Here is a 22390-nt window from a genome sequence, read left to right on the forward strand (position 1 = left end):
ATGATGACCGGCGTGAACACCGGGATACGGATAGACGTCTGGCAGCGGCTTCTCGCCGACCCTCGCAAGTCGTGGGTGCTGTTCGAGCATGGCACTTGCGTCACTTCGCAGTGATGGAGCCCCCGCTCCAAGGACCTGGACGATCAGCGGTTCTGGCGGGCGACCATGCCCGGCGTGGAGACGGGGACGTACGGGGTGCTGGAGCCGCTCGCACGCAACCGGGTGAACCTGAAGAAGATCGAGACGAGGTGGCCGGACATGCTCCGGGTCGCGGGCTCCCTGGTCACCCACCAGGTCCGCGCCTACGGCCTGCTGCGGATGTTCGGCCGCGAGGGCCACCCCACGCCGCTGGGGCAGGCGTTCGCGGAGTGCGGGCGAATCGCCAGGACCGAGCACCTGATGCGGATGGTCGACCCGGTCGACGACACCTGCCGACGGCGGATGAACCGGCAGCTCACCGTGCAGGAGCCCTGCCGCAAGCCGGCCCGCGAAGTGTGCCACGGCAAGCGCGGCACCATCCACCAGGCGTACCGCGACGGGACGGAGGATCAGCTCGGTGCGCTCGGCCTGGTCCTCGACTCGATCGTGCCGTGGACGACGAAGTACATCGACGCCGCCGTCGGCCGGCTCCGCGCCGAGGGCCATGAGATCCGGGACGAGGACGTTGCCCGACTCTCCTCGCTCAAGCACCGCAACCTCAACGTGCTCGGCCGCTAGAGCTTCACCGCCGGCGTCCCGGCCGCCGGCGCCCTGCGCCCGCTGCGCGACCCGGACGCGGCCGGGCTCGGACTCGATGAGGACGACGAGGAGTGGACACCTTCTTGGCGTTTGATGCCGGGGGCGGATCGTTGTCCGGGGTGAGGTGGCGGGCCGGGAAGAACTCGGCTGGGAGTGAGGAAGGGTGCTGTGGCACGTTCGCTTCGGCGGGTGCCGGGGATCGACGGCGGGGCCGGCCGGAGGGCGTGGTGGCAAATTCCGGCCGGCCCATGTGGGTAGCGCTTCAGGCGGACGGGCGCTTGGCGCAGGCGGTGAGGCGTTCCCAGTTGCGGTGGCCGATGTCGGCCTTCTGCCCGTCGGTGAAGGGCGAGTTCTCCAGGAAGGAGCGGGCTTCGCCGTTGCTGGTGTCGACGTAGGGGAAGCCGCCGGGGCGGAAGCCGTAGGTGAAGGGGTAGTCGGTGGAGTACAGCATCCGGTCGGTGCCCATCACTTCCGCGGTCCAGCGCAGGTAGCGGGGGCTGTTGGTGCCGCTGCCCGCGACCCAGAAGTTCTGCTTGAAGTAGTCGGCGAGGGGCTGGCGCAGGCGGCCTGCTTCGCCGAAGAAGCCGGTGTGGTCGAGGTAGAACAACACGACCTCGCCCCAGTGTCCGGCGATCACCTGCAGGTCGGGGAACCGGTCGAAGACCCCCGAGAAGATCATGCGCAGGTACTGGACGCCGAGGTCGTAGTACCAGCCGAGGCCGGCTCCGGCCAGCACCGGGCCCATGGGGGCCGGAAGGTCGGAGTAGTAGGCGTCGATGACGGGCTGGACCGGCGTCTGCGGGTGGAAGTGCAGCGGCACTCCCAGCCTCTCGGCCATCGCGTACAGCTCGTCGTTGTCCCGGTGGTCGGCCAGCTTGTCCCCGGTGCGGCCGTAGAGCATGGCGCCTGGGAAGCCCAGCTCGATCACCGCGCGCTCCAGCTCCGCCGCGGCCGCGGCCGGTGACTGGGTGGGGATCGCGGCGAACGCCTGGAAGCGGTCGGGCCGGGAGGCGACGATCTCGGCGAGCTGGTCGTTGGCCTCGCGGGCCACCGCGACGGCGTCGACCTTCGGCAGGTCCTGCACGCCCGGAGACGACAGCGACAGCACGGCGACGTCGATGCCCTGATCGTCCATGTGTGCCAGCCGCTGCTCACCGACCTCGTGCAGATTCTTTGCGACCGGACTGTCCCCGAAGCCGCGCGCGGGGATCTGCGGCGATCCCATCCGCTCGTACGCCTTGTAGACAGCCGGTACCACGACGGTCTCTTCCACTCCGATGATTCGTAAACGGTCGGGCATGACGGTCCTCCCCATGTTATCAATGGAAATACTTAAACGTTATCAACGATAGCATCGATGGAAGCGTGTTGTCGGTAACACTGATAGCGTTGTTGTTGTCGCGAAAGCGCTATCGCTGGTCCGTGCCCGTCGAGCCGACCTTTGCGCGGCGTGTTGCGGAGCCCGGCGCCACGGCGCGTGAACAGACGCGCCGCCGGGTCGTCGACGCCGCGATAGACCTGCTGGAGCGCGGCGGCCGCGACGCGGTCACCACCCTGGCGGTCGCCGACGCCGCCGGACTGCGGCCGAGGTGGCGGCCGTTGCGCACGGTGATTCTCATCAATGTGACGGTAGAACATCACGATCGCCCGAAATGTGACGCGCCCGCCGGCTCCGCCTGCCGCACCCGCGGCGGGGAGACCGCCGCCGCGAAGTACCACACCCCCCGATTCGTCCTCGGCGCTGTGAGAGTTCTGCGAGAGTCCCCGGAGCGATCGCGTCTCCGCAGGTCGCCGTCCGCAAAAGTCCTCTCGAAACTCGTCTGCGCCATGCCGTCCAACGCCCTTCGTGCCGGGTGTGCGTGGGGCGTCACGGTGCCGCCGGAAGCGGGACCCGCGTCATGCGGCGCCTCGCCTGCGCCCCCGACACCCGCCCGCTCATCTCCGACCGCAACCACCTCGGAGCCCTCGCCTACTGCTACGCCACCCGCGAGGAAGACTGCCTGCCGTACCGCACGGCCCGCGACTTCTACGCCCGCCGCGTCGCCCCCGAGCTTCCGGAGACGGTCCTCACCGCGATCCTCCTGGTCAGCCCCGGCCGGAGCCTGACCCGCCGCGGCAACGTCGCCGAACTCCCGCGCGGGAAGCAGTGGTTCGACGAAGGACTCCCGGAACGGCTGCACCACTTCTGCACCGACATCGCGCCCTCGCTCTGCCCCACCCCGCCGACGGTCATCAACACCGACGGCGCCACCCCGGAGACCGTGCTCGCCCAGGTCGCCGGAGTGCTCGCGGACGCCGGCCTCGATCAGACCGCGCAACGCCTGGCCTCCGCCACAGCACACGCCCCGCGGCCGCCGCTCGATCCGCGGTTCGTTGACACCTACACCCAGCTCGGAGGACTGGAGGCCTTCGGCCACCCCTTCACCCCGCCGATCGCCCACCGCGGCGGCACCGTCCAGCTCTGCCGGCTCGGAGCCCCCCACCACGACCCGGCCGGGCACACCCGCCTGTGGAACCCGCTAGGTCCGGGCCCCTGGCCGCCACCGGGTCCGGCATGGTCGCGATGACCTTCTTGGGGTGCCGGTGAGAACCGTGTGCCGAGTAGCCGGAGGGATTCTCACCCTCCGGCTACTCGGCACAGCGTTCTCACCGGCACCCCGAAGCACGAAAACCCGGCTGTCGTCAGGGCGTCTTGCACCGCGCAGGCACTTGCCGTCCACCGCGATCGCCCTGCGCGGCACGGCGTGCCCGACTACGGAGGCAGCCGTCGCCGGCTTCGAGGGCGACGGATCGGGAGGATCCCGTGCTCCGTCAGCCGGCCGGCGTCCCGGCGGCCTTCGCGGTTCCCTCGTCCGACGGCATGGGGAGAACCTCGGGGCTGTCCTTGCGCCAGAGGTACAACGGGAGCAGCAGCAGGGGCGCGCAGCCGACGAGGAGGAACGGCAGCGAGCTGCCCCAGCGTGCTGCCAGCAGGCCGCCGAGGACACTCCCGACCGGCAGCACACCCCAGGAGATCATCCTGTGGAGAGCGTCCGCACGTCCCCTCAGGCCGTCGGGGGTCAGGCGCTGCCTCCACGAGGTGGTGGCCACGCCCCAGAACGAGAATCCGGCGCCGGTGAGGGCCAACCCTGCGAAAGCGACCATCTGCAGGTCGGACGCGGCGACGACAAGGTAGCCCGCACCGATGCAGAGCAGCGCCAGGCACACCAGGGCGGGGCTGGTGAACCGGGTGGCGAGGGGCGCCGCGGCCTGCGCGCCGAGGACGCCGCCGAGTGCAGCACTGGCCATCATCAGCGCGTACACCATCGAGTTCCCGCCCAGAACCCGCTCGGCGAAGTCCGGCTGGACCGCCAGGGCCCCGCTGTTGAAGAGGTTGATCACGGCGGCGGACACCGCGATGACCAGCACGTGGGGGGTGGCTCGCATCCAGCGGGCGCTGGCACGGACGTCCGCGAACACGGCGCGCGGGCCGTTGCCCGTGGGGTTGCGCCCCGGCTCCTGCTCCACGTCGCGTGCGATGGACATGAGCAGCACCATGGAGAGCAGGAAGGAGACCGTGTCCAGGGCGAACGGCAGTGTCTGGTGCGCTTCCAGCAGGGCGGCGCCCACGAGCGGGCCGACGAACTGGCGGCCCAGGAGCAGCGCCGTGGAGGACATCCCGTTGGCGCGTTCGAGATCTTTCTCCGCCACCAGGACGGGCAGGAAGGCGAAGGTCGCCGAGGTGGCCACCGACTCCAGCAGACCCATGAGGAAGGCCAGGGCGTACATCAGGGGCAGCGGTACCTGGTCGGCGACGAGGGCCAGGACGAACCCGCCCATGATGACGAGACGCAGTGCGTCACAGGCGATGAGGAGGCTGCGGCGGCGCACGCGGTCGGCGAGCACGCCACCGAAGACGCCGAGGACCAGGAAGGGCAGCGTCGCGAAGCCGAGCAGCACGCCGAGTCCGACCGGCCCGGCACCGTGCCGGGCGGCCAGTAGCGGCAGGGCGGCGTAGCGCATGCCGTCGCCGGCGAAGGAGGCGGCGGAGGCAACAATGAACCGGCGGGCCGGACCGTCCAGTTCAGTCCAGTTCCGCCACATGGCTGGTCACCGCCCCCAGGACCAGCTCCAGGGCCCGGTCGCTGCCGGCGCTGAGCAGCGCCCCGTCGGTGGGCACGCCGAGACCGGGGTGGTCGCTTGCGACGAGAACCGTCGCCGCACGTACGTCGTTGAGCCGGGCCGCGGTGAGTACGGCGGAGGTTTCCATGTCGATGCCGGACACCCGCAGCACCCGGCATCGGTCGACGAGCGCGGAGTCCTGGGTGAATACCGCGTCCAGGGAGAGAACCAGGCCGTCGTGCAGGGTGCCGGGGGCGGTGTCGTGGAGAGCCCTGACGAGCTGGTGGTCGGCGACGGCCGGGTAACGCTCGGCGCAGTAGGCCGCGCTCGTTCCGTCGGCCGCCACCGCGCCGGTGGGGACCAGCAGGTCACCGCAGGACAGGGAGTCGGCGACGGCCCCGCAGTAGCCGACACCGATCAGGATGCGCACGCCTCGCGCCGCCGCAGCCTGGACGGCCATCGCGGCCGCGGGCGCGCCGAGTTTGGCGGTGAGGACGGCGAACTCGTGGCCGCGGTGGCGGGCGATGGAGACCGACCGGTGGTCCCGTACGACGTCCACGCGTTTCGCCCAGCCGGTGCGGTCGTACAGGTCGGGGTTCTCCAGCGGAAGGATCGCCACCGGGGGCAGCGGGCCGTCCACGTCCGAGAAGAGCCATCCGTCGACGACGCCGGGAAAAGTGACGCCCCAGTCCTGTGCGTCAGCCGGACGGGATTCAGGCATGGTTGAGCACCCTTTCCACATGCGTGTCGACGTACCGCTCGAACCAGTACTTCCGGGTGTCGCAGAACGCATCCTTGTGATCGATGTGGCCGTATTCAGAAAGCGTGTGACCGGGGTGGCCTCCGCCGCATAGCTCGACCCATTCGCAGGAGCGGCATTCGGCGATGTTCTCGGCGCGGGCCCGGAATTCCTTGATGTGCTGCCGGAACCTTTCGCTTCGAAAGGCCTCTTCCAAGGTCATGTCACGGACGTTGCCGAGGGACCACTCGGCGTCGACCCAGAGCTGGTCGGCGAAGATGAGGCCGTCCGGTGAAACTCGCGGGAAGGCGTTGTAGGCGAAGATCTGCTTCGGGAAGAGACTGCGTTCCAGCGTGTAGCGCCCGTCGCGGCCGTTGTTGAGGTCTCCGTAGAAGTTCCCGCGGAGCTGAAGGCGCGGGTTGTCGTAGGCCAGCAGTTTCTGTCCCGCTGACGTCCACTCCTCCAGGGTGGGCGCGATGGACTCCCACGGAGTGTCGGCGGCGTTGCCCTGCGCCTCCCACTGGGAGAACACGAGCTTCGCCAGGTCGAATCGCTCCGCGATCTCGATCATCGCGTCCAGCTCATGGATGTTGTTCCTGGTGATGCAGATGAACAGCTGGGTGCGGCGGTTGAGCCCCAGTTCCTTGAACATCGCAAGGGTCTTCAGGACCTGCTCGAAGACGCCCTTGCCGCGGATCACGTCGTTGGTCTCCGGCGTCGCCCCCTCAAGACTGACCTGGAGGTTGACCCGCGCCGCGCCGATCTCGTTGATGGCGACGACCCGCTCGGCGAACTTCCGCGGGAACTTGTACGCGTTGGTGTACAGGTCCACGTTGTGGCCGCGTTCCACGGCGCAGTACTCGACGAGGTCGAGGGCGCCTCGGCGGACTGCGGCCTCGCCGCCGGTGATGGCGATGAGCTTGCCGGAGAAGGGCGGCAACTGGTCGACCACGGCGCGCAGTTCGGCGTCGGACAGTTCGTCGGGGAGCTTTTCCCCGGACGAGACGTAGCAGTGCACACAGCTCAGGTTGCAGGCATTGGTGATCTCCAGGTGCAGGCCCTGGGGTTCGGTCTCCAGCACTACGGGCAACCCCTGGCTGAGGTGGTGGGTCCGGGAGACGAACAGCAGGCCGGCGGCGCGCAGTTCGTCGATCAGCGCGTTCACCACGCGCGGGTCCCGCAGGTGTTCACTGTGGGCGACGGCGGCGACTTCGGCGACGATCTCCTGACGAGACCGGCTCCCGTCGGCAAGCGCGAGCACGGACTCAGCACCCTGGCCGAGGATGGCCCACCGCTGTGTCCAGGGGTCGACGACGAAGACCGCGACACCCTCGGCCCGGCGCTCGATACGGACGATGTTCTTCGGGTTGCTGAACGGGCGCCATTGAGCCTCACGCGAGGTAGAGGCCAACGGGAGGGGTGTTCCGGACGATATCGATCCCATGGGTCCTGTCCTCCGAGTGCGGTGAGGGGCCCGCAAGCGGACCCCTCACAGATGTGATCAGCGGCAGCCGGTCAGACCGCTCGCGCGGTGGCGGACGGGCACACCTTCGGCGTGGCCTGCACGCTGTGGTCGAATACGAGCTGGCTGCCGACGATCTCGGGGAGCTCGACGGCACTCTCCGTGTCCTGCTCCACGGTCTGGTCGATGACGTTCGCGGACATGACGCCTCCTCAATTCGGTTACGGCGCATAAACGTGCCTCGAGATTAAGATCTTCCCCCGAGGCTTCAGGGACATTACCTCGCGACCGGTTGAACGAAACAGTGCCCTTTTCGAAGTCTCATTATTTCGACCGTCGATAATCGGCCACCCGATACGGAATTTCCGATTCCATGTGCCCGACTTGGCGCTGTAATCGCCCGATCTAGCCCCCCATGGCCCGCCGTGGGGCGGGCGATGATTCTCGCCATGTAAAAATATCGGAAACATCAGCCGTGCGGAAAGTTGTAGGGGGCATCTGTCCAGGCAGGTGCAAGGTCACGTGTACAGGCGGCCGTACGCCACAGCGGAGGGGCCGCCCGATAGCCAGCCGCCCCTCACGGGTTGGTGCCGCAGTCCGGAGTGGCCGCGTATGTCGGCAACGGCTGAATTTGGGTTCTGGCTCACTTTTTGGTCCTGAGCTGATGAACAGTCACCGTCCGTACCGGCACCGGCTCAAGTCACCCCGCCAGGAGGACGCGCTTGCGCAGGAGGTCGAGCCCGGCCCGGCCGAACATCTGCCGCTTCAACATCCTGATCCCATTCACGAACGACACCAGCTCGGGAACGTCGGTGGCGTGGGCCTTGCCGAGCCAGTCGGGGAGTTGGTGGCCGGTTCGGGCGTTCGTCATCTCGGCGAAGTTCTGGACGTGGTCGGCGGTGGTGTCGAGGGTCGGGCACACTGCCTCGGGCAAGCCGATGTGGGTACCCAAGAACGGCTTCGCCGGCCTGACCTCCTGCCGGAACATGACCAAGCCCGTCATCGCCGCCGTCAACGGCTACGCCATGGGCGGCGGCTGCGAGATCGTTCCGGAGGCGGTCCGGCGCGGGACGGGTTCGGCGCGCTGCGTGGCGGGCCAACGCCCCGGGGACCTACCGGTTCTGGCGCGACATCGGGTACGCCGTCGGAGCGCGCGTGGCCGGTGTGCTCGCCGACTGGCTCGGCCTGAACGCCACCGTCATCGCCGCCCCAGTCCTCACCGCCGTCTCCGGACTCCTCGCTGCCCGCTGGATCACCGAGCACCGGGCCGGATGCCCGTTGAACGAGAAGCCTGTCCGGGCCGCTACCGGGGCAGGTTCTGGGTGACACCGGCCCCGGGACTGGTAGGCCGCACACGAGGCGGGGACGACCTGCTCCCCGTGAACGTTGCCTGGCATCGCGGTGAGCAGTCAGGGATGCGTCCGACGCGGCGGCAGCTCCTGGATTACCCCACGGCGGTATCGTCCCGTCCGGGCCGAGGTTCCGGATCCTTTGAAGGGCGCGGTTGATGCCGGATATCATCGTGCCACTTTTCGCGCTTCCCGGGGGGTTGGTATGCGCGGCCGATCTGGGCTTATCCGTTTCGTGCTCGCCACGACAGGTCTCAGTGGTGACGATGCGCCCTGTCCCGCGTCTGCACAGCGCAGGGAGAGTATGTGCGCGCTCCTCTGCGGCGGCCCATTTTGCGACGTTCCGCATGAGCCTGTTGCGTGCTGTCGGGGCCCGCGGGCACGGGAGTAAGTGCCATTTCGTCACCAAGGCGGCGTGCGCCAACTCATGTCAGAACGGGGGAGTCGATGCCAAGTCCGGAAGCGGCGCTGGCGATGACCGCGGCGACGACGATCGTCGCGGCGATGGCGACCAGAGCCTGGGAGGCCACGAAGGCCGGGGTCGCAAGGATTTTCCGGAAAGCCGGTGGTGGCGAGTCGGGGCCGGAGTCCGGTGCTGGTGTCGAGGTGCGGCTGGAGCGCAGCGCGGCGCGGAGCGCGGATGCCGTTGACCCGGCCGTGGTGCGGCAGGCGCAGATCGTCCGCTGGCGGGAGGATGTCGAGGACCTGATGCGCGAGCATCCCGATGCAGAGGCCGATCTGCGAACGCTCGTGGAGGCGATCCGGCAGCAGCTTCCGCCGGTCCAGCAGCAGTGGATCACGCGCGTCGAGGCGCGTGACGGCGGGTTCGCCGTCGGGGCACAGGGGCCAGGCAGCAAGGTCATCGTCCACCACGACCGGGACACGCCGCCCGCCGGCGCCGGGCGTTGAGTTCCGCCCAGCAGCAGACCGTTCATGCGGTCAACGGCTTCGCCTACGGCTGTATCGGCGCGGACATCCACGTCTTCGGCGACGGCGTGCCGCTGTACGTCCTTCAGCGATGGCTCCCCGAGGCCCGGCCGAATCCGTCCTGGCTACTGGACCTGCCCAGCCGCATGCTGAACGCGCGGTTCGCGGTCGTCGACTTCAGCGGGCGTGAGAACGAACTGGCTGACCTGCGCCGGTGGCGCGATCACGGTCCACGGCTGGCGGTCCAGTGGCTGCACGCGCCGGGCGGCCAGGGCAAGAGCCGACTGGCCGCGCAGTTCGCGCAGGAGTCGGAGGCCGCCGGTTGGACCGTGGCAACGGCCGCGCGTGGCCTCGGCGTCACCCACCCGCCACCCGGGAGCCAGGACCTGCGCACCGACACCCGCGCCGGCGTACTCCTGGTCGTCGACTACGCCGACCGGTGGCCGGCGGCCCACCTGACGTGGCTGCTGAGCAACACGTTCCTGCATCGGGCCACCGACCAGGCACGAGTGCTGCTGCTGGCTCGCAGCCGCGACCCCTGGCCCGCCGTACGAGCCTCTCTCGCCGACCTCCAGGCCGACGCCTCGACGTGTGCCTTGCCGCCACTGGCCGATACCGGCCGCCGGATCGGCGACAGCGAGCGCCTCGGCATGTTCCTCGCCGCGCGCGATGCCTTCGCCGCCCTCTACGGGGTGCCCGCGTACGCGATCGAACCGCCCGACGAACTGAGCGGACCCGACTTCGGGCTGACCCTGACCGTGCACATGGCCGCCCTGGTGGCCGTGGACCGCCACGTCCATGCGGTCACCGCGGCCACCGCGGCCACCGGGCCGGACATGACCGGCCTGACCGCCTACCTGCTGGACCGGGAACGCCGCCACTGGCACACGCTGCACCAGACCGGGGCGCTCGGCAGCACCACGACGGAGATCTCCCGTACCGCCTTCGTCGCTGCACTCACCGGACCGCTCCCCTACCGGGATGCGAAGGGGGCGCTCACGACGGCCGGACTCGGTGCCGACGTGGACCGCCTGCTCACCGACCACGCGTACTGCTACCCACCCGGTGCCGCCGGCACCGTCCTGGAACCCCTCTACCCCGACCGCCTCGCCGAGGACTTCCTGGCACTCTCCCTGCCGGGCCACCACCTTCCCCACCACGCCGCCGATCCCTGGACCGCCGGCATCCCCGAACTCCTGCTGCCCGCGGCCGAGTCCAGCGGTGAACACAGTGACGGCCAGGACAGCGGCGGCGGCCCGTCGCCCTATGCTCCCCGGGCCTTCGCCGCCAGCTACCGCTGGCCCCACCAGGACAGCGACGTCGGCCTGCCGCCCTATGCTCCCCGGGCCCTCGCCTTCCTCACCGCCGCCAGCCACCGCTGGCCCCACCTGCTCACCACGTTGGAAACCCTCGACGCGCGCCTGCCGGAGGAGATCGGCGCAAGCGGCGAGCTCGCCGCGGCCGCGGCCGACCTCGCCGAACGCCTCGCCCCGCGCCGCCTTTCGGCAACTGCGGATCCAGCCGAACGCGCCCGGATCAATCGCGTGTTGGGGCAGCGGCTCGACCGGGCGGGCCGGGCTGGGAAGGCCGCCTCCGCAATGGCGGAAGCCGTACGGCTGTATCGCGAGCTCGCCGCCTCGAACCCACATGCCTTCGAAGCCCTCTTCGCCAAGTCATCGTTCGAACTGGCCGCGGCGCTGGCCCTCGCGGACCTGCAACTCCCCGGGGGAGAGTCCCACGATGTCCAAGTGTCCGACATGGTGCGGTTCGAGCGGGACCTACGCGAGCTCCAAGTACCCGACGCAGCGCGGCTCGATCAGGCTGCGGGAGCGTTCCGGGATGCCATCGAGATCCTCCGCCGGCTGACAGCGGAGAACCCCGCCGAGCACCAGCAAGACCTGGTCACGGCGTTGGCCCACGCCCCCTTCCTCGTGCCGCGGCTGGGACCGTCCGACCTGGCGGTGACCACGGCGCTGGAGGCAGTCGACATCGTCCGCCACCTGGCGTTCGAGGACCTCGACGTGTCCTCAGTGCTCGCGGCCTCTGCCGTTATCCTGGCCGGAGCAGACCCCGAGCAGGCGGAGGCTCTGGCCGACGAGGCGGTCGGCATCGCCCGCCGGATGGTCCGCGAAGACCCGGAGAAGCACACGGTGCACCTGGTCGAGATGTTGTCCGCCCAGGGGGCGGTGCTGCTGAGGCTGGAGCGGGCCGAGGAAGCCATCGACGCACTCAGCGAGGCCGCGGAACTCAGCGGCCGAGGACCACAGGCGAACCAGGACATGGACCCCTGGGCCGAGGTCATGACCCGTGCGGTCACCGTCGTGTGGGTGCAGGAGCGGGCCACCGGGGTGACGACAGGACGGGACACGGCCGTACAGGCACTGAGCCGCCTGGCCTATGGCGACACCTCCGGTCGCGCGCCCGCGCTCCTGCAAGTCCTGCAGGTCCTCATTGTCACGATCGATCCGTCCGCACGTCTGGACGACCTGCTCACCGTGTTTCGCGCCATCATCCACCTCCTCAAAACGTCGGACGAGATCCCGCACGCGGGGGACGACGGCTTCGGACGGTCCCATGTCAACGGGGTGCTGGGTGCGACGACCTTCTTCCTGGCGAGAAATGGCCGGTGGGAGGAGGCCCTGGCCTGCCTCAACGAAGTGGCCCTGGCAGTCTGGTCCGAGGGTGAGCGCCCCCTCTACGAGGCCTTGGGCGACGCGCTCGTCCATATGACCGCCGTCATCCTGGGCGACCTCGATCCGGACGAGGACGACGACATCTTCCATCAAATGGCCCGGCCCGAGGCTGTGCGTGTGCTGGAGCGGACCGCCGAGACCTATCGCCGCCTCGCGCAGGACGACCTCCTCGTCCACGAACTCGGCCTGGCAGTCACGGCGAAGATCCTGTCCGAGGCGCTGTGGCACATGGGACGGTGGCAGGAAGCCGTGGACTTCGGCCGGGAATCGGTCCACACCTGGCGGCGCTGCGTCGCTCGGGACGGCGCCGCCGAACACCGCGAGCAACTCGCCATCGCCCGGCACCGCCTCGCGGACAAACTGAGGGCCACCGGCCGAACGGAAGAGGCCGCCACCATAGCGCCCACCCACCGTGAAAGCGAGGCAGAGTACGAGGAACTCAAGAGGAGGATCGCAGCAGCCCGGAGACGACAGGCGATCGAGTCGATAGGCGACTTCTTCTTCCTCCGCGCCTTGAGGGCCCGCGACCGCGCGGCAGACCTGGCACGAGAGGCGGCCTGGCCGATGCGCAGCCTCTACCTCAGCGCCTCGCACCGCGCCGGCATGCTCGCCTGGACGGCCCGCAGGCTCTACCGCCGCGCCTTGCACCGCGCCCGCATGCTCGTCTCGAAGGCGCGCAACGGCGCGGTGGCCCAGTCGATGCGCCGGCTCTGGAGGAACCGGTTCAGGTCGCCCTGGCGGTAGAGCGAACTGGCGACGGTTGAATACGCGAGCCCACCAGCACCGAGGCCGAAACCCCCGGGAATCCGTGAGGCACACCGGCCCGCCGGCATCGTTCTGCCGGTCACACATTTGTGGGCGCAGTGGCTGCTCCTCCGAGCAGCCGGGTGTTCTCCACCATCAGCGCGGGGCGAGCTCACAGCGCAGGATCAGCCTGATCGGGACGGCTGTGTCGCGGGGGGGGGGGCCGGGGCCGGGGCCCCCCCCCCCCCCCGGGGGGGTGGTGGGGGGGGGGGGGGGGCGCCCGGCGCGCGGGGGGGGGGGGGGGGCGGGGGGGGGGCCCCCCCGCCCGGGGGGGGGGGGGGGGGGGGGGGGGCGGGGGGGCGGCGCCCCCCCCCCGCGACACGGTGTGGTTCGTAGGCAGGCGGGTGGTCAGCCGGCGTCGACATGGCCGGGGTCGAAGGTTTCGTCGTCCAGCAGGCCGGTGGCGGCGCCGTCGAGCATCTTCTGCATCTCGTTGGAGCGGGGCAGCATGGTCTTCTCGTACGCGCGGATGGCGTCGGCGATGGTGTCGTGGCCTGCGATGGCGAGGGCGAGTTCGCCGGCGTCGAGCATGGCGAGGTTGACTCCGACGCCGAGCGGGGGCATGAGGTGGGCGGCGTCGCCGAGCAGGGTGACGGTGGGGTCGGACTCCCAGGTGTGGGGGACGGGCAGGGCGTAGAGGGGGCGGTCGATGTAAGGGCCGTCGTTGTCGGTGACCAAGCGGAGGAGGCTGGGTGCCCAGTCGCCGAAGCGGTCCAGGAGCAGGGCGCGGATGCCGTCGGTGTCCTGGCTGTTCAGGCCGGCCTGGGCCAGCCAGTCGGACGGGACGGCCTGGATGATGTAGACGCGGATGTGGCCGCCGCTGTTGCGCTGGGCGAACAGGCAGCGCTCGCCGTCGGCCGCCATGGCGCTGCCGTGGCCGACGAGTTCGGCGATCTCGGGGTGCTGGTTCTCGACGTCGTGGAACCAGGCTTCGAGGTAGTTGATGCCGATGTGCTCGGGGGTGGCCGGGGAGAGGACGGGGCGGACCTTGGACCAGGCGCCGTCGGCGCCGATGACGAGGTCGGCTTCGACGGCGGTGCCGTCGGCGAAGTGGAGCCGGCGGGGGCCGTCGGCGGGGCCTTCGACGCTCCGCAGGGCGTGGTTCCAGCGGACGGTGCCGGGTTCGAGCGAGTTCAGCAGGAGGTCGCGCAGCTGGCCGCGGTCGATCTCGGGGGCGGAGAACTGGTCCTCGGTGGGGCGCCGGTGGAAGCGGATCGTTGCGTCGGCCGCGTGGAACTGCCGCATCTCCTGGCCCTCGGGGCGGGCGAGGCGGGTGAACTCCTCCATCAGTCCGGCTTCCTTCAGGGCGATCTGCCCGTTGTCCTCGTGCAGGTCCAGGGTGCCGCCCTGGTTGCGGTCGTCGGGGCCGGAGGCGAAGTCGTAGACGGCCGCCTCGATGCCGTGCACTTGGAGGATGCGCGCGCAGGTCAGACCGCCGGGGCCGGCGCCGATGATGGCGATGCGGGGCTTGGGCGTGGTGGACATGATGGTGCTCCGTTCTTGTGGTCCGGCATGACGCCGGGCGCTTGCCGGCTGAGGGGTGTGGGTCACGCGGTCGTGGCGGTGGCGGTGGTCTCGTCCGGGTCGGGGGCGGGCCACGGCCCGGCTGCCTTGAGCGGCACTTCGATCACGAAGAGCGCGGTGAGGGCGGTGAGGGCGGTGAGGGCGGCGAGGGCGCAGAGGATGGCCACGGTGAGGACGATGTGGCGGGTGCCGGTGGCCACGGTCTGGAAGGAGGCGTCGCCGCTGCCGGGGTGTGGCCCTGGAGGGCGCGGGTGACCATCGAGCCGAAGACGGCGACGCCGAGGGAGCCGCCCAGGGCGCGGAAGAGGTTGATGGAGCTGCCGGCGGCGCCCATGTCGCGCAGCGAGGCGCTGTTCTGGGCGATGGTGCCCGCCATCTGCATGGCGAAGCCGAGACCGATGCCGACGAGCACCATGTGGAGGCTGGTGGTCAGGAGCGAGGTGTCGGAGCCCATGGTCGCCAGCAGGCCCAGGCCGGCGGCGAGGAAGCCGGTGCCCAGGACGGGGAAGATCTTGTAGCGGCCGGTGGCGGAGATGACCTTGCCCGCGATGGTCGAGACGATCAGGACCGGGATCGTCATGGGCAGCAGCGGCTCGGCGGCCCGCTTCTCCACGAGAGCGAACAGCACCAGGCCGACGACGGCTGCGGCGCCGGGGGCGAGGATCTGCCAGGAGCCCCAGGCGTAGGTGGTGCCCGCCCAGCTCGCTGCCAGCACCAGCGCGCTGATGGAGACGGTGAACAGGGCGATGCCCGGCCAGTCGAACACCACCTTGAGGCGTGGTGTGGGTACGTGCAGCACCAGCGCGAGCCGCACCAGGGTGACCAGGCCGATCGGCAGGGACAGCAGCATCGCGAGCATGACGCCGAGCATCACCCAGCGCACGTTCTTCGGTGGCGTCGGTGGCGTCGGTGGCGTCGGTGGCCCGGCCGCGGGCATCGGGGCGGTTGCGGACATGGCTGATCACTGCTTTCGGACAAGGAAGGGGGAAGGGCGGCCAGACTCAGGCGGCCACAGATCCAGAAAAGCACAGCGAGCCAATAAGTGCAACGACTCAACTTTTGGAATCGAGCCACAAGTGGTGTAGATTGCTGATATGCACGCTGAGAGGGAGACGGCTCCCGCGCCGGTCGGGCGCCGCGAGCGCAAGAAGGCGGCCACCCGCCAGTCCATCGCCGATGCCGCCCTGCGCCTGTTCCTGGAACGCGGCTACGACGACGTCAGCATCCGCGAGATCGCGGACGCGGCCGACGTGTCCACCACCACGCTCTTCAAGCACTTCACGGGCAAGGAAGCCCTCGTCTTCGACCGGCAGGACGAGATGCGGACCCGCCTGCTCGATGCCGTACGCGAACGCCCCGACGGCCGGTCCATCCCGGCCGCCCTGCGCGAGCACGCCCTGCAGTACCGCCTGCACGGCCCTCATGACGAGCCCGGTGTCGCAGCCTTCGTCGCACTGGTCAACAGCACCCCGGCCCTGCTCGAATACCAGCAGGCCGCGTGGATGGATTACACGGCCGACCTGGCGGCGGTCATCGCCGAGGAAAGCGGCCTTCCCGCCGATGACCCCGCCTGTACCGCCCTGGCCCACTTCGCCCTCGAAGCGCCCCACGCCGTCCGCGGACACGCCAACAGCGCCGAAGCGATCCGCCGCACCTTCGACCTGCTCGACAGCGGCTGGCAGAACATCACCTCGAAGGCGTAGCGCATCCCACGGGTGCGGTACCGCGTTCCGCGAACTCCCTGCTGACCGGCGATCGGACCTCCTTACCTCGTCGGCGTGGGGTCATGGCCTTGCTCATGCGTCCATGCAGGTGGTGGAGCAGCTGATCAGGCACTGCCGGAGTGCGTGGAACAAGGGAAGCCTCGCCGGCGGTGCGCGGAGCAAGCTGTGCACACACGGAAGGCGCTCTTCGCCGGCAGGGTCCGGCAGGGTCCGGCAGGGGACGACGCCTGCCTGCGCCCCATAGTGGTCCATGGAGCCGCCCTCAATCTCCTGCTGATGGGCTACCAGGCGGTCCAGGTCGTCCTTCTCGTCCGGCCGGTAGTCGTCCGGGGAGTCAGAGCTTGAGAGCAGTCCCGTGTACGGCGTGCTTGTCGATCAGCAGCAGTTCCGGCTCTGTGAAGGCGGGGAACTCCAGTGCCCGTGTGTTGTGTTCCAGTTGGGCGACCGAACTGGCGCCTATCAGTGCGCTGGTTACCTCAGGCCGCCGCAGCACCCATTGGAGTGCCAGCTGCGCGAGCGACTGCCCGCGCCCGAGGGCGATCTGGTTGAGGGCCCCGGCGCGTTCGCGATAGGTGTCGTCGATGGCATCGGGGGACAGGAAGGCGCTGTCCAGCGCGCGGGCCCCGGCCGGGATCGAGGCCCCCAGGTATTTGTCGGTGAGCAGTCCCTGGGCCAGCGGGCTGTACACGACGAGCCCGAAGCCGTCTTGTGCCGACAGGTCGAGGAGCCCGTTGAGCTCCGGGCGGCGGTCGAAGAGGGAGTAGCGCGGCTGGTGCACCAGGAGTGGCACGCCGGCGGCCCGCAGGAGTTCTGCCGCCCGGTGGGCCTGCTCGGGCGGATAGTTCGACAGCCCCACGTACAGGGCCTTGCCCGACGTCACCGCGGAGACCAGAGCGCCGACCGTCTCCTCCAGCGGGGTCTCGGGGTCGGGACTGTGGCTGTAGAAGATGTCGACATGGTCGGTGCAGAGGTCGCGCAGGCTGTGGTCGAGGGAGGTGAGCAGTGACTTTCGGGAGGCACCGCGCTGGTAGGGGCTCGGACCGATCGGGTTGCCGGCCTTGGTCGAAAGGATCAGTTCGTCCCGGTACGCGGCGAGGTCCCGGCGCAGGACCGTGCCGAAGAACTTCTCGGCCGCGCGGTGCGGAGGTCCGTAGCGGTTGGCGTTGTCGAAGTGGGTGATGCCGAGGTCGAAGGCGCGCAGCACGATGTCGCGCCGGGTGGCGTAGGGGTGGTCGGTGCCGAACTTCTGCCACAGACCGAAGGAGAAGGCCGGCAGTTGCAGACCGGAGGCGCCCGCACGACGGAAGGTGAGCCGTTCGTAGCGATCGGTGGCCGCGCTATGAGGAGTTTTCGGCGGGGTGGGGGTCGGCATGGAGGTTCCGTTCGTCGTGCCGTGCAAGGGCGTTGAGGATGTGTGCGAGCGTAGGTCTACAGGTGAGTACGTGTGCGTGCGGGAGCGGCGAGGCGAGTACGGCCGCTGTCGACAAGAACAGCCCGGTCATCGGGGGCTGCCGTACGGGTGAGGCGGTGCGCGACGATGACGCCGCTTTCCAGCGCCGGGGGTTGTGGTCCGTCACGGTGGATGCGTTGCGCCCGTGCTGGTCCTGGCGGAGCTGCTGGTCGGTGGCGGACGCCGCTGACATCGAAGACCAGCTCGGCCGCCCGGAGTGCGTTCTCGGCACCCGGAGCTGGGCCACAGTGCTCGCGCTGGTGTTCCCGGGCTCGGGCGCCTTCGGCGTGCAGCGTCGACGGTGAGTGAACGGCGGGCTCCAGTGCCTCCGACAGACGGCCGTGCGCCAGACACCGCGGGGCCCTGTCCTCCCTCACGCGCAGTCCACATCCACTGCCCCGGACCGCGTGAGATGTGCTCCCTGCTCCACCGGCAGTGACGGATCCCGCCCCCACGCCGACCACGAGTCGACGTACAGACCCACCTGCTGGTCCAGCAGCGCGCCCACGAAGACGAGGAGGGCGCTGGACACACCGCCGCCGCAGTACGCGCCGACCTCATGGGCGCCGATCGCCCGGCGGGACAGGAACCATCTCCTCAGGTCCGGAACGGGCCGCAACAGGCCGTCGGGTGCGACGAGTTCACTGGACAAGGCATGGACGGCGTGCGGGACGTGGCCGGTTCTCGGTTCGCCCTCGGTGCCGTTGTACGAGGGGGCGGGCCGGGAGTCGAGGAGGGTTCCGTAGCGGGCGATGTCCAGGACGTCCGAGGCGTCGAGCACTCGTCGTCCGCCCTCGCCGGTGGGTGGCGGGCTCACCGCGTCCACCACGGCCGCGGACCGGCCCGGTTCGCGGGGCGCTCCGGTCGGGCCGCCCGCCCGGACCCAGGCGGGCAGCCCGCCGTCCAGGACCCGCACCGAGGTGAACCCCGCCCAGGTCAGGACGAACCACGCGCGTGCCGCCGACGACAACTCCTCGATGCGGCGGGTGTGGACGACGATGTCGTCGTCCGGGAGCACGCCGTGCGCCCGCATCCCGGCGTGCACCGCGTCCCGGGCGGGCAGCGGCAGGTGCCCGCTGGTGGCGGTGGGGGTGCCGGCGAAGTCGGCGCGGACGGAGGTACGGACGGCACCGGGGATGCTCCCGGTGACCGGGTCCGGACCCTCCGCCATGACGCGCCACGGCGCCACTTCGACGAACACGAGGCCGTCGCGCCGGGCGTACGCCGTGTGCGCGTCGATGAGTCCGGTCATGGCAGGGGTCCTGAGGCGTGGGGGACGAAGACCACCGGGAGGCTCTCCTTGAGGGCGTTGTAGATACGGCACCGCTTCTTGTACTCGGTGACGAGCTGTTCGGGTGTCACATGGTCGACCTGGTCGATGAAGCACTCCATGACGAGGGTGCCCAGGTAGTCGCCCTCGACCTTGCGCTCGATGCGCGCGAAGATCTCGACCTGCCGCTCGGGCTGGCCGCTGCGCACGAAGTCGGTGCGGAACGCGTTCAGTGCGCAGGAGACGAGGGAGGCGACGAGCAGGTCGAGGGAGCTCGCCTCCTCGCCCGGACCTCCGCTGCGCACCGAACCGTCCGAGACGAGCTCGAACCCGGGTCCGGCGATGGTGTACCGGCCGCGGACGTCGGTGGTCCGGCCGTGGAGGTTGCTGGTCACGGTTACTTTGTCGCTCACCTCTGGAGTCTAGGTCCGTGCGTTGTGCTCTCCCGCCGGGTCCGTGGCGGGCACGTGGGCCGTGGTCGCCTCCCGCAGTTGGTCGGCGAGGAGCGCCACCACCCGGGTCAGTGAGCGGTTGTCCTCCTGGAGCACCCCGACGCGGTGCTCCAACTCGCTGATCCGCGCGAGGAGTTCGGTGCGGTTCGCCCCTCGGTACCGGCCGGCCGCGGGGAAGTCGACGGCTTCGGGGGCGTGATCGTCGGATTCGTCGTCGTAGTCGTAACTGCCGTCGTCGTAGCGGTTCAGCCACTTGCGCAGGGACTGAGGGCCCACCTCGTACTCCTCGGCGACCTCCCGGACGATCGACCGGTTCTCCGGCTCGTCCCGCCGTCTCTGCAACACACGTTCGACCGCGAGGCGGCGGACTTCGTCACTGTACTTCCTATCGAACACCACGCCGGTTCTCCGTTCAGGAGACTGCAACATTACTGACACGCTACATATCGCGCCCTCGTGCAAACATATCGGCTACGAGGGACCCGTACCCAGCAGATATCACGTCGTATCACTTGTCCAGTGTGGCTATCACTCACGACACCTCTGGCGGCGCGGCAGCTCCCCGCTCAACTCTGAGCCGAACGAGAGGAATGACACCCCGTGTCCAGATCGCGATCGACGCGCCGGCCGGCCTCCGTCTTCGCCCTTCTGTCGCTCCTCGCCACCGCCGCGTGCACGGGCAGCGCCGGGCAGGGCGGGTCCGGGGCCGACGTACCGGAGAAGGAACGCTACGGCGGCACCCTGAACATCGGACTCAGCGCCGATCCGGGAGGTGTCGACGCCGCTGTCGTCAACCAGGTGTGGCGCACCGTCGCCCGGTCGCTCGCCGACTCGCTGGTCTTCTACAACCCCGACACCAAGAAGGTCGAGCCGTGGCTGGCCACCGACTGGACGGTCAGCGACGACGCCCGGACGTACACCTTCGACCTGCGCGACGACGTCACCTTCCACGACGGCACCAAGCTCACCGCGCAGGTCGTCAAGGCGAACCTGGAGAGCCTGGACCGGCCCGGCATCCACTCCAGCGCCAAGACCATCGTGCAGGGCATCAGCAAGATCACCACGCCGTCGGAGCACAAGGTCACCGTCGAGTTCGCCGAACCGAACGCCTCCTTCCTCACCTCGCTGTCCCGGGCGTACGTGGGGATCGTCTCGGAGAAGACGGCGAAGCTCCCGGTGGAGAAGCGGCAGAACTGGCTGGACGGCTCCGGCCCCTACTACCTGGACGAGTACACGCCCAACCAGCGCATCGTGCTGAAGAAGCGCGAGGACTACGACTGGGCGCCGGAGTACTTCGACCACCAGGGGGCGGCCTACCTCGACACCGTCGTCTACAAGATCATCCCTGAGGACTCGGTCCGCAACGGCGCCGTCATCGGCGACGACGAGCTCCAGTTCGTCTACTGGGTCAACGCCAAGTACGTCTCCCAGTTCGAGAGCGCCGGCCTGACCATCTCCAAGACGCTCAACCCCGCGACCGGCACCGAACTGCCCCTCAACACCTCCTCCAAGTTCCTCAAGGACGTCCGGGTCCGCCAGGCACTCCAGATCGGCGTCGACCGCGAGGAGTTCGTCAAGATCGACTCCGGTGGCGTCGACGAACCCGCGACCGGCCCGCTCAGCAAGGACAACCCGTACTACTCCGACCAGAGCTCGCTCCTGAAGTACGACCCGCAGAAGGCCAAGTCGCTGCTCGAGAAAGCCGGTTGGACCAAGACCGGTTCCGACGGCATCCGGGTCGACGCCCAGGGCCGGCGCCTGTCGCTGCGCGTCCCGCAGGACGACGCGGGCTGGCAGGTCCTCCAGGACCAGTGGAAGAAGCTCGGCGTCGAACTGGTCCTCGACCCGCCGCTGGCCGCCGAGGCCAACGAGAAGCTGCTCAGCGGCGAGTACGACATCGCCTACTGGTACGCCTCCTCGCCCGACCCCGACGTCCTGCGCGCCAACTACGGCAGGACCACCGGCTCCAACCGCAGCTTCATCGCCGACGGCGACAAGACCGGCGCCGAACTCGACAAGCTGCTCCAGGAGCAGAACCAGACCATCGACCCGGACCAGCGGCAGAAGCTCGTCGACCAGGCCTCCAAGATCCTCGTGGACCAGGCCTACGAGATACCCGTCGCCAACGACGTCGACATCTGGGCATACTCGCCCCGCCTCCATGACATCGAGGCGGTGGGTCTGGACCAGTACCTGATCAACGCCTGGCTCGAGAAGAAGTAGCCCGATGGCACGACTGGGTCTCCGACTCCTGTACGGCGTGATCGTGGTGTGGGGCGCCTTCACCGGAGCGTTCTTCCTCCTGTACATCGTGCCCGGTGACGCGGCCGGCGGTCTCACCGCCGGCGCGGACGGCGGCGATGTGAGGCAACTCCTCGCCGAGCAGCGCGAGCTGCTCGGCCTGGACCGGCCCGTCTACGTGCAGTACTGGGGCGCGCTCACCGGCGCTCTGCGGGGCGACTTCGGCGAGAGCATCTACCAGCGGCGCCCCGCCGTCGACGTGTACTTCGAGTCCTTCCCCGAGACACTGAAGCTGGCCCTGCTCGGCCTGCTCCTCGCGGTGGTCCTCGGCGTCACGCTGTCGGTGGTGATCGAGCTGGTCAACTGGTCCTGGGCCCGGGAACTGCTCATCACCCTCCCGCCGATCGCGGTGTCGCTGCCGCCCTTCCTGGTCGGTCTGCTCCTGCTCCAGGTGTGCGCCTTCCAGCTCCACTGGATCAAAGCGGTCAGCGACCCGAGCTTCTCCGGACTGCTCGTCGCCTCTCTCGCCCTGGCCGTGGCCGGCGGCGGCAGCATCTCCCAGCTCCTGACGGCCAACCTGCGCGGCGCGCTCACCTCCCCGTACATCGAGACCGCCCGCAACTGGGGGCTCAGCCGGTTCGACATCGTCGTCCGGCACGCCCTGAAGAACGCCGCGCTGCCCGTCGTCACCTCGCTGGGCACCACCGTCGGCGTGATGGTCGGCGGCACGGTGCTCACCGAGACCGTGTTCTCCCGGCTCGGCGTGGGCCGGCTCGTCGTCGACGCGGTGGACGGCCGGGACATGCCCCTGGTCCTCGTCGCCGTCACCATCAGCGCCGTCATCTTCGTGGTCGTCAACCTCGTCGTCGACGCCCTCTACCCACTCCTCGACAAGCGCATCCGATGGGAGGGATGA

20 protein-coding genes and 1 pseudogene are annotated in these 22390 nt (G+C 69.6%); 7 read left to right on the plus strand and 14 right to left on the minus strand.

Annotated features, from left to right (window positions below):
- Positions 1-114: 114 nt before the first annotated feature.
- Positions 115-861, plus strand: a pseudogene (locus tag ACFYWQ_RS42320) (Tn3 family transposase); the annotation flags it as partial.
- A 139-nt stretch (positions 862-1000) separates the two neighbouring features.
- On the opposite strand, the gene ACFYWQ_RS42325 reads toward ACFYWQ_RS42320, so the two are convergent.
- Both ACFYWQ_RS42325 and ACFYWQ_RS42330 read right to left on the minus strand, forming a co-directional pair.
- Entirely contained in the window at positions 1001-2038 is a 1038-nt protein-coding gene (locus ACFYWQ_RS42325) for an amidohydrolase family protein (RefSeq protein ID WP_389525805.1), read from the minus strand.
- Positions 2039-2070: 32 nt separating this feature from the next.
- Positions 2071-2379 (minus strand): hypothetical protein, encoded by a 309-nt coding sequence (locus tag ACFYWQ_RS42330; RefSeq protein ID WP_389525808.1) that lies wholly within the window; start codon positions 2377-2379, stop codon positions 2071-2073.
- 257 nt (positions 2380-2636) lie between these two features.
- Between ACFYWQ_RS42330 and ACFYWQ_RS42335 the strand changes: the two genes are divergently transcribed.
- Entirely contained in the window at positions 2637-3305 is a 669-nt protein-coding gene (locus tag ACFYWQ_RS42335) for a hypothetical protein (RefSeq protein ID WP_389525810.1), read from the plus strand.
- A 244-nt stretch (positions 3306-3549) separates the two neighbouring features.
- On the opposite strand, the gene ACFYWQ_RS42340 is transcribed toward ACFYWQ_RS42335, so the two are convergent.
- The 5 genes from ACFYWQ_RS42340 to ACFYWQ_RS42360 form a co-directional block, all read right to left on the minus strand.
- Entirely contained in the window at positions 3550-4821 is a 1272-nt protein-coding gene (locus ACFYWQ_RS42340; RefSeq protein ID WP_389525813.1) for an MFS transporter, read from the minus strand.
- A complete protein-coding gene (locus ACFYWQ_RS42345) occupies positions 4802-5560 on the minus strand; it encodes a hypothetical protein (RefSeq protein ID WP_389525815.1) in 759 nt (252 codons plus the stop codon). Before ACFYWQ_RS42345 ends, ACFYWQ_RS42340 begins: the two co-directional genes overlap by 20 nt.
- Positions 5553-7022, minus strand: a complete 1470-nt coding sequence (locus tag ACFYWQ_RS42350; protein ID WP_389525818.1) for a radical SAM protein — start codon at positions 7020-7022, stop codon at positions 5553-5555. Before ACFYWQ_RS42350 ends, ACFYWQ_RS42345 begins: the two co-directional genes overlap by 8 nt.
- Before the next feature lie 71 nt (positions 7023-7093).
- A complete protein-coding gene (locus ACFYWQ_RS42355; protein ID WP_389525821.1) occupies positions 7094-7243 on the minus strand; it encodes a hypothetical protein in 150 nt (49 codons plus the stop codon).
- A 497-nt stretch (positions 7244-7740) separates the two neighbouring features.
- Positions 7741-7974: a hypothetical protein gene (locus tag ACFYWQ_RS42360; protein WP_389525824.1), complete on the minus strand. Its 234-nt coding sequence runs from the start codon at positions 7972-7974 to the stop codon at positions 7741-7743.
- 862 nt (positions 7975-8836) lie between these two features.
- Here ACFYWQ_RS42360 and ACFYWQ_RS42365 point away from each other — a divergent pair.
- A complete protein-coding gene (locus tag ACFYWQ_RS42365; RefSeq protein WP_389525827.1) occupies positions 8837-9298 on the plus strand; it encodes a hypothetical protein in 462 nt (153 codons plus the stop codon).
- Positions 9295-12753 (plus strand): hypothetical protein, encoded by a 3459-nt coding sequence (locus ACFYWQ_RS42370; RefSeq protein ID WP_389525830.1) that lies wholly within the window; start codon positions 9295-9297, stop codon positions 12751-12753. Before ACFYWQ_RS42365 ends, ACFYWQ_RS42370 begins: the two co-directional genes overlap by 4 nt.
- A gap of 408 nt (positions 12754-13161) precedes the next feature.
- Here ACFYWQ_RS42370 and ACFYWQ_RS42375 read toward each other — a convergent pair whose 3' ends face one another.
- The 3 genes from ACFYWQ_RS42375 to ACFYWQ_RS42385 all read right to left on the minus strand — a co-directional run bounded on the left by ACFYWQ_RS42375 (position 13162) and on the right by ACFYWQ_RS42385 (position 15292).
- Positions 13162-14298, minus strand: coding sequence for an FAD-dependent oxidoreductase (locus tag ACFYWQ_RS42375; RefSeq protein ID WP_389525833.1), 1137 nt, complete (start codon positions 14296-14298; stop codon positions 13162-13164).
- Positions 14299-14360: 62 nt separating this feature from the next.
- Entirely contained in the window at positions 14361-14504 is a 144-nt protein-coding gene (locus ACFYWQ_RS42380) for a hypothetical protein (RefSeq protein ID WP_389525836.1), read from the minus strand.
- Positions 14441-15292 (minus strand): hypothetical protein, encoded by an 852-nt coding sequence (locus ACFYWQ_RS42385; protein WP_389525838.1) that lies wholly within the window; start codon positions 15290-15292, stop codon positions 14441-14443. The genes ACFYWQ_RS42380 and ACFYWQ_RS42385 overlap by 64 nt, the downstream gene beginning before the upstream one ends.
- A gap of 139 nt (positions 15293-15431) precedes the next feature.
- On the opposite strand from ACFYWQ_RS42385, the gene ACFYWQ_RS42390 reads away from it, so the two are divergent.
- Complete coding sequence (locus ACFYWQ_RS42390; protein ID WP_389525841.1) at positions 15432-16040, plus strand: TetR/AcrR family transcriptional regulator; 609 nt, start codon at positions 15432-15434, stop codon at positions 16038-16040.
- A 355-nt stretch (positions 16041-16395) separates the two neighbouring features.
- Here the strand turns inward: ACFYWQ_RS42390 and ACFYWQ_RS42395 are convergent, their stop codons facing one another.
- The 4 genes from ACFYWQ_RS42395 to ACFYWQ_RS42410 form a co-directional block, all read right to left on the minus strand.
- Positions 16396-17433 carry an aldo/keto reductase gene (locus tag ACFYWQ_RS42395; RefSeq protein WP_389525844.1) on the minus strand — a complete coding sequence of 346 codons (1038 nt, stop codon included), beginning with the start codon at positions 17431-17433 and terminating at the stop codon, positions 16396-16398.
- Positions 17434-17884: 451 nt separating this feature from the next.
- Complete coding sequence (locus ACFYWQ_RS42400) at positions 17885-18763, minus strand: sulfurtransferase (RefSeq protein WP_389525847.1); 879 nt, start codon at positions 18761-18763, stop codon at positions 17885-17887.
- Complete coding sequence (locus ACFYWQ_RS42405; protein WP_389525850.1) at positions 18760-19194, minus strand: OsmC family protein; 435 nt, start codon at positions 19192-19194, stop codon at positions 18760-18762. Before ACFYWQ_RS42405 ends, ACFYWQ_RS42400 begins: the two co-directional genes overlap by 4 nt.
- A gap of 9 nt (positions 19195-19203) precedes the next feature.
- Positions 19204-19632, minus strand: coding sequence for a transposase (locus tag ACFYWQ_RS42410; protein WP_389525853.1), 429 nt, complete (start codon positions 19630-19632; stop codon positions 19204-19206).
- Positions 19633-19833: 201 nt separating this feature from the next.
- Here ACFYWQ_RS42410 and ACFYWQ_RS42415 point away from each other — a divergent pair, with 201 nt between their 5' ends.
- Complete coding sequence (locus ACFYWQ_RS42415) at positions 19834-21456, plus strand: ABC transporter substrate-binding protein (protein WP_389525856.1); 1623 nt, start codon at positions 19834-19836, stop codon at positions 21454-21456.
- 4 nt (positions 21457-21460) lie between these two features.
- Positions 21461-22390, plus strand: coding sequence for an ABC transporter permease (locus ACFYWQ_RS42420; protein WP_389525859.1), 930 nt, complete (start codon positions 21461-21463; stop codon positions 22388-22390).

The organism is Streptomyces sp. NPDC003247 (assembly GCF_042888135.1).
Lineage (GTDB): Bacteria > Actinomycetota > Actinomycetes > Streptomycetales > Streptomycetaceae > Streptomyces.

Coding starts and splice junctions, on each gene's coding strand:
- ACFYWQ_RS42325 (WP_389525805.1), bottom strand. CDS start 2,038: ATGCCCGACCGTTTACGAATCATCGGAGTGGAAGAGACCGTCGTGGTA.
- ACFYWQ_RS42335 (WP_389525810.1), top strand. CDS start 2,637: ATGCGGCGCCTCGCCTGCGCCCCCGACACCCGCCCGCTCATCTCCGAC.
- ACFYWQ_RS42340 (WP_389525813.1), bottom strand. CDS start 4,821: ATGTGGCGGAACTGGACTGAACTGGACGGTCCGGCCCGCCGGTTCATT.
- ACFYWQ_RS42345 (WP_389525815.1), bottom strand. CDS start 5,560: ATGCCTGAATCCCGTCCGGCTGACGCACAGGACTGGGGCGTCACTTTT.
- ACFYWQ_RS42350 (WP_389525818.1), bottom strand. CDS start 7,022: ATGGGATCGATATCGTCCGGAACACCCCTCCCGTTGGCCTCTACCTCG.
- ACFYWQ_RS42355 (WP_389525821.1), bottom strand. CDS start 7,243: ATGTCCGCGAACGTCATCGACCAGACCGTGGAGCAGGACACGGAGAGT.
- ACFYWQ_RS42365 (WP_389525827.1), top strand. CDS start 8,837: ATGCCAAGTCCGGAAGCGGCGCTGGCGATGACCGCGGCGACGACGATC.
- ACFYWQ_RS42375 (WP_389525833.1), bottom strand. CDS start 14,298: ATGTCCACCACGCCCAAGCCCCGCATCGCCATCATCGGCGCCGGCCCC.
- ACFYWQ_RS42385 (WP_389525838.1), bottom strand. CDS start 15,292: ATGTCCGCAACCGCCCCGATGCCCGCGGCCGGGCCACCGACGCCACCG.
- ACFYWQ_RS42390 (WP_389525841.1), top strand. CDS start 15,432: ATGCACGCTGAGAGGGAGACGGCTCCCGCGCCGGTCGGGCGCCGCGAG.
- ACFYWQ_RS42395 (WP_389525844.1), bottom strand. CDS start 17,433: ATGCCGACCCCCACCCCGCCGAAAACTCCTCATAGCGCGGCCACCGAT.
- ACFYWQ_RS42400 (WP_389525847.1), bottom strand. CDS start 18,763: ATGACCGGACTCATCGACGCGCACACGGCGTACGCCCGGCGCGACGGC.
- ACFYWQ_RS42420 (WP_389525859.1), top strand. CDS start 21,461: ATGGCACGACTGGGTCTCCGACTCCTGTACGGCGTGATCGTGGTGTGG.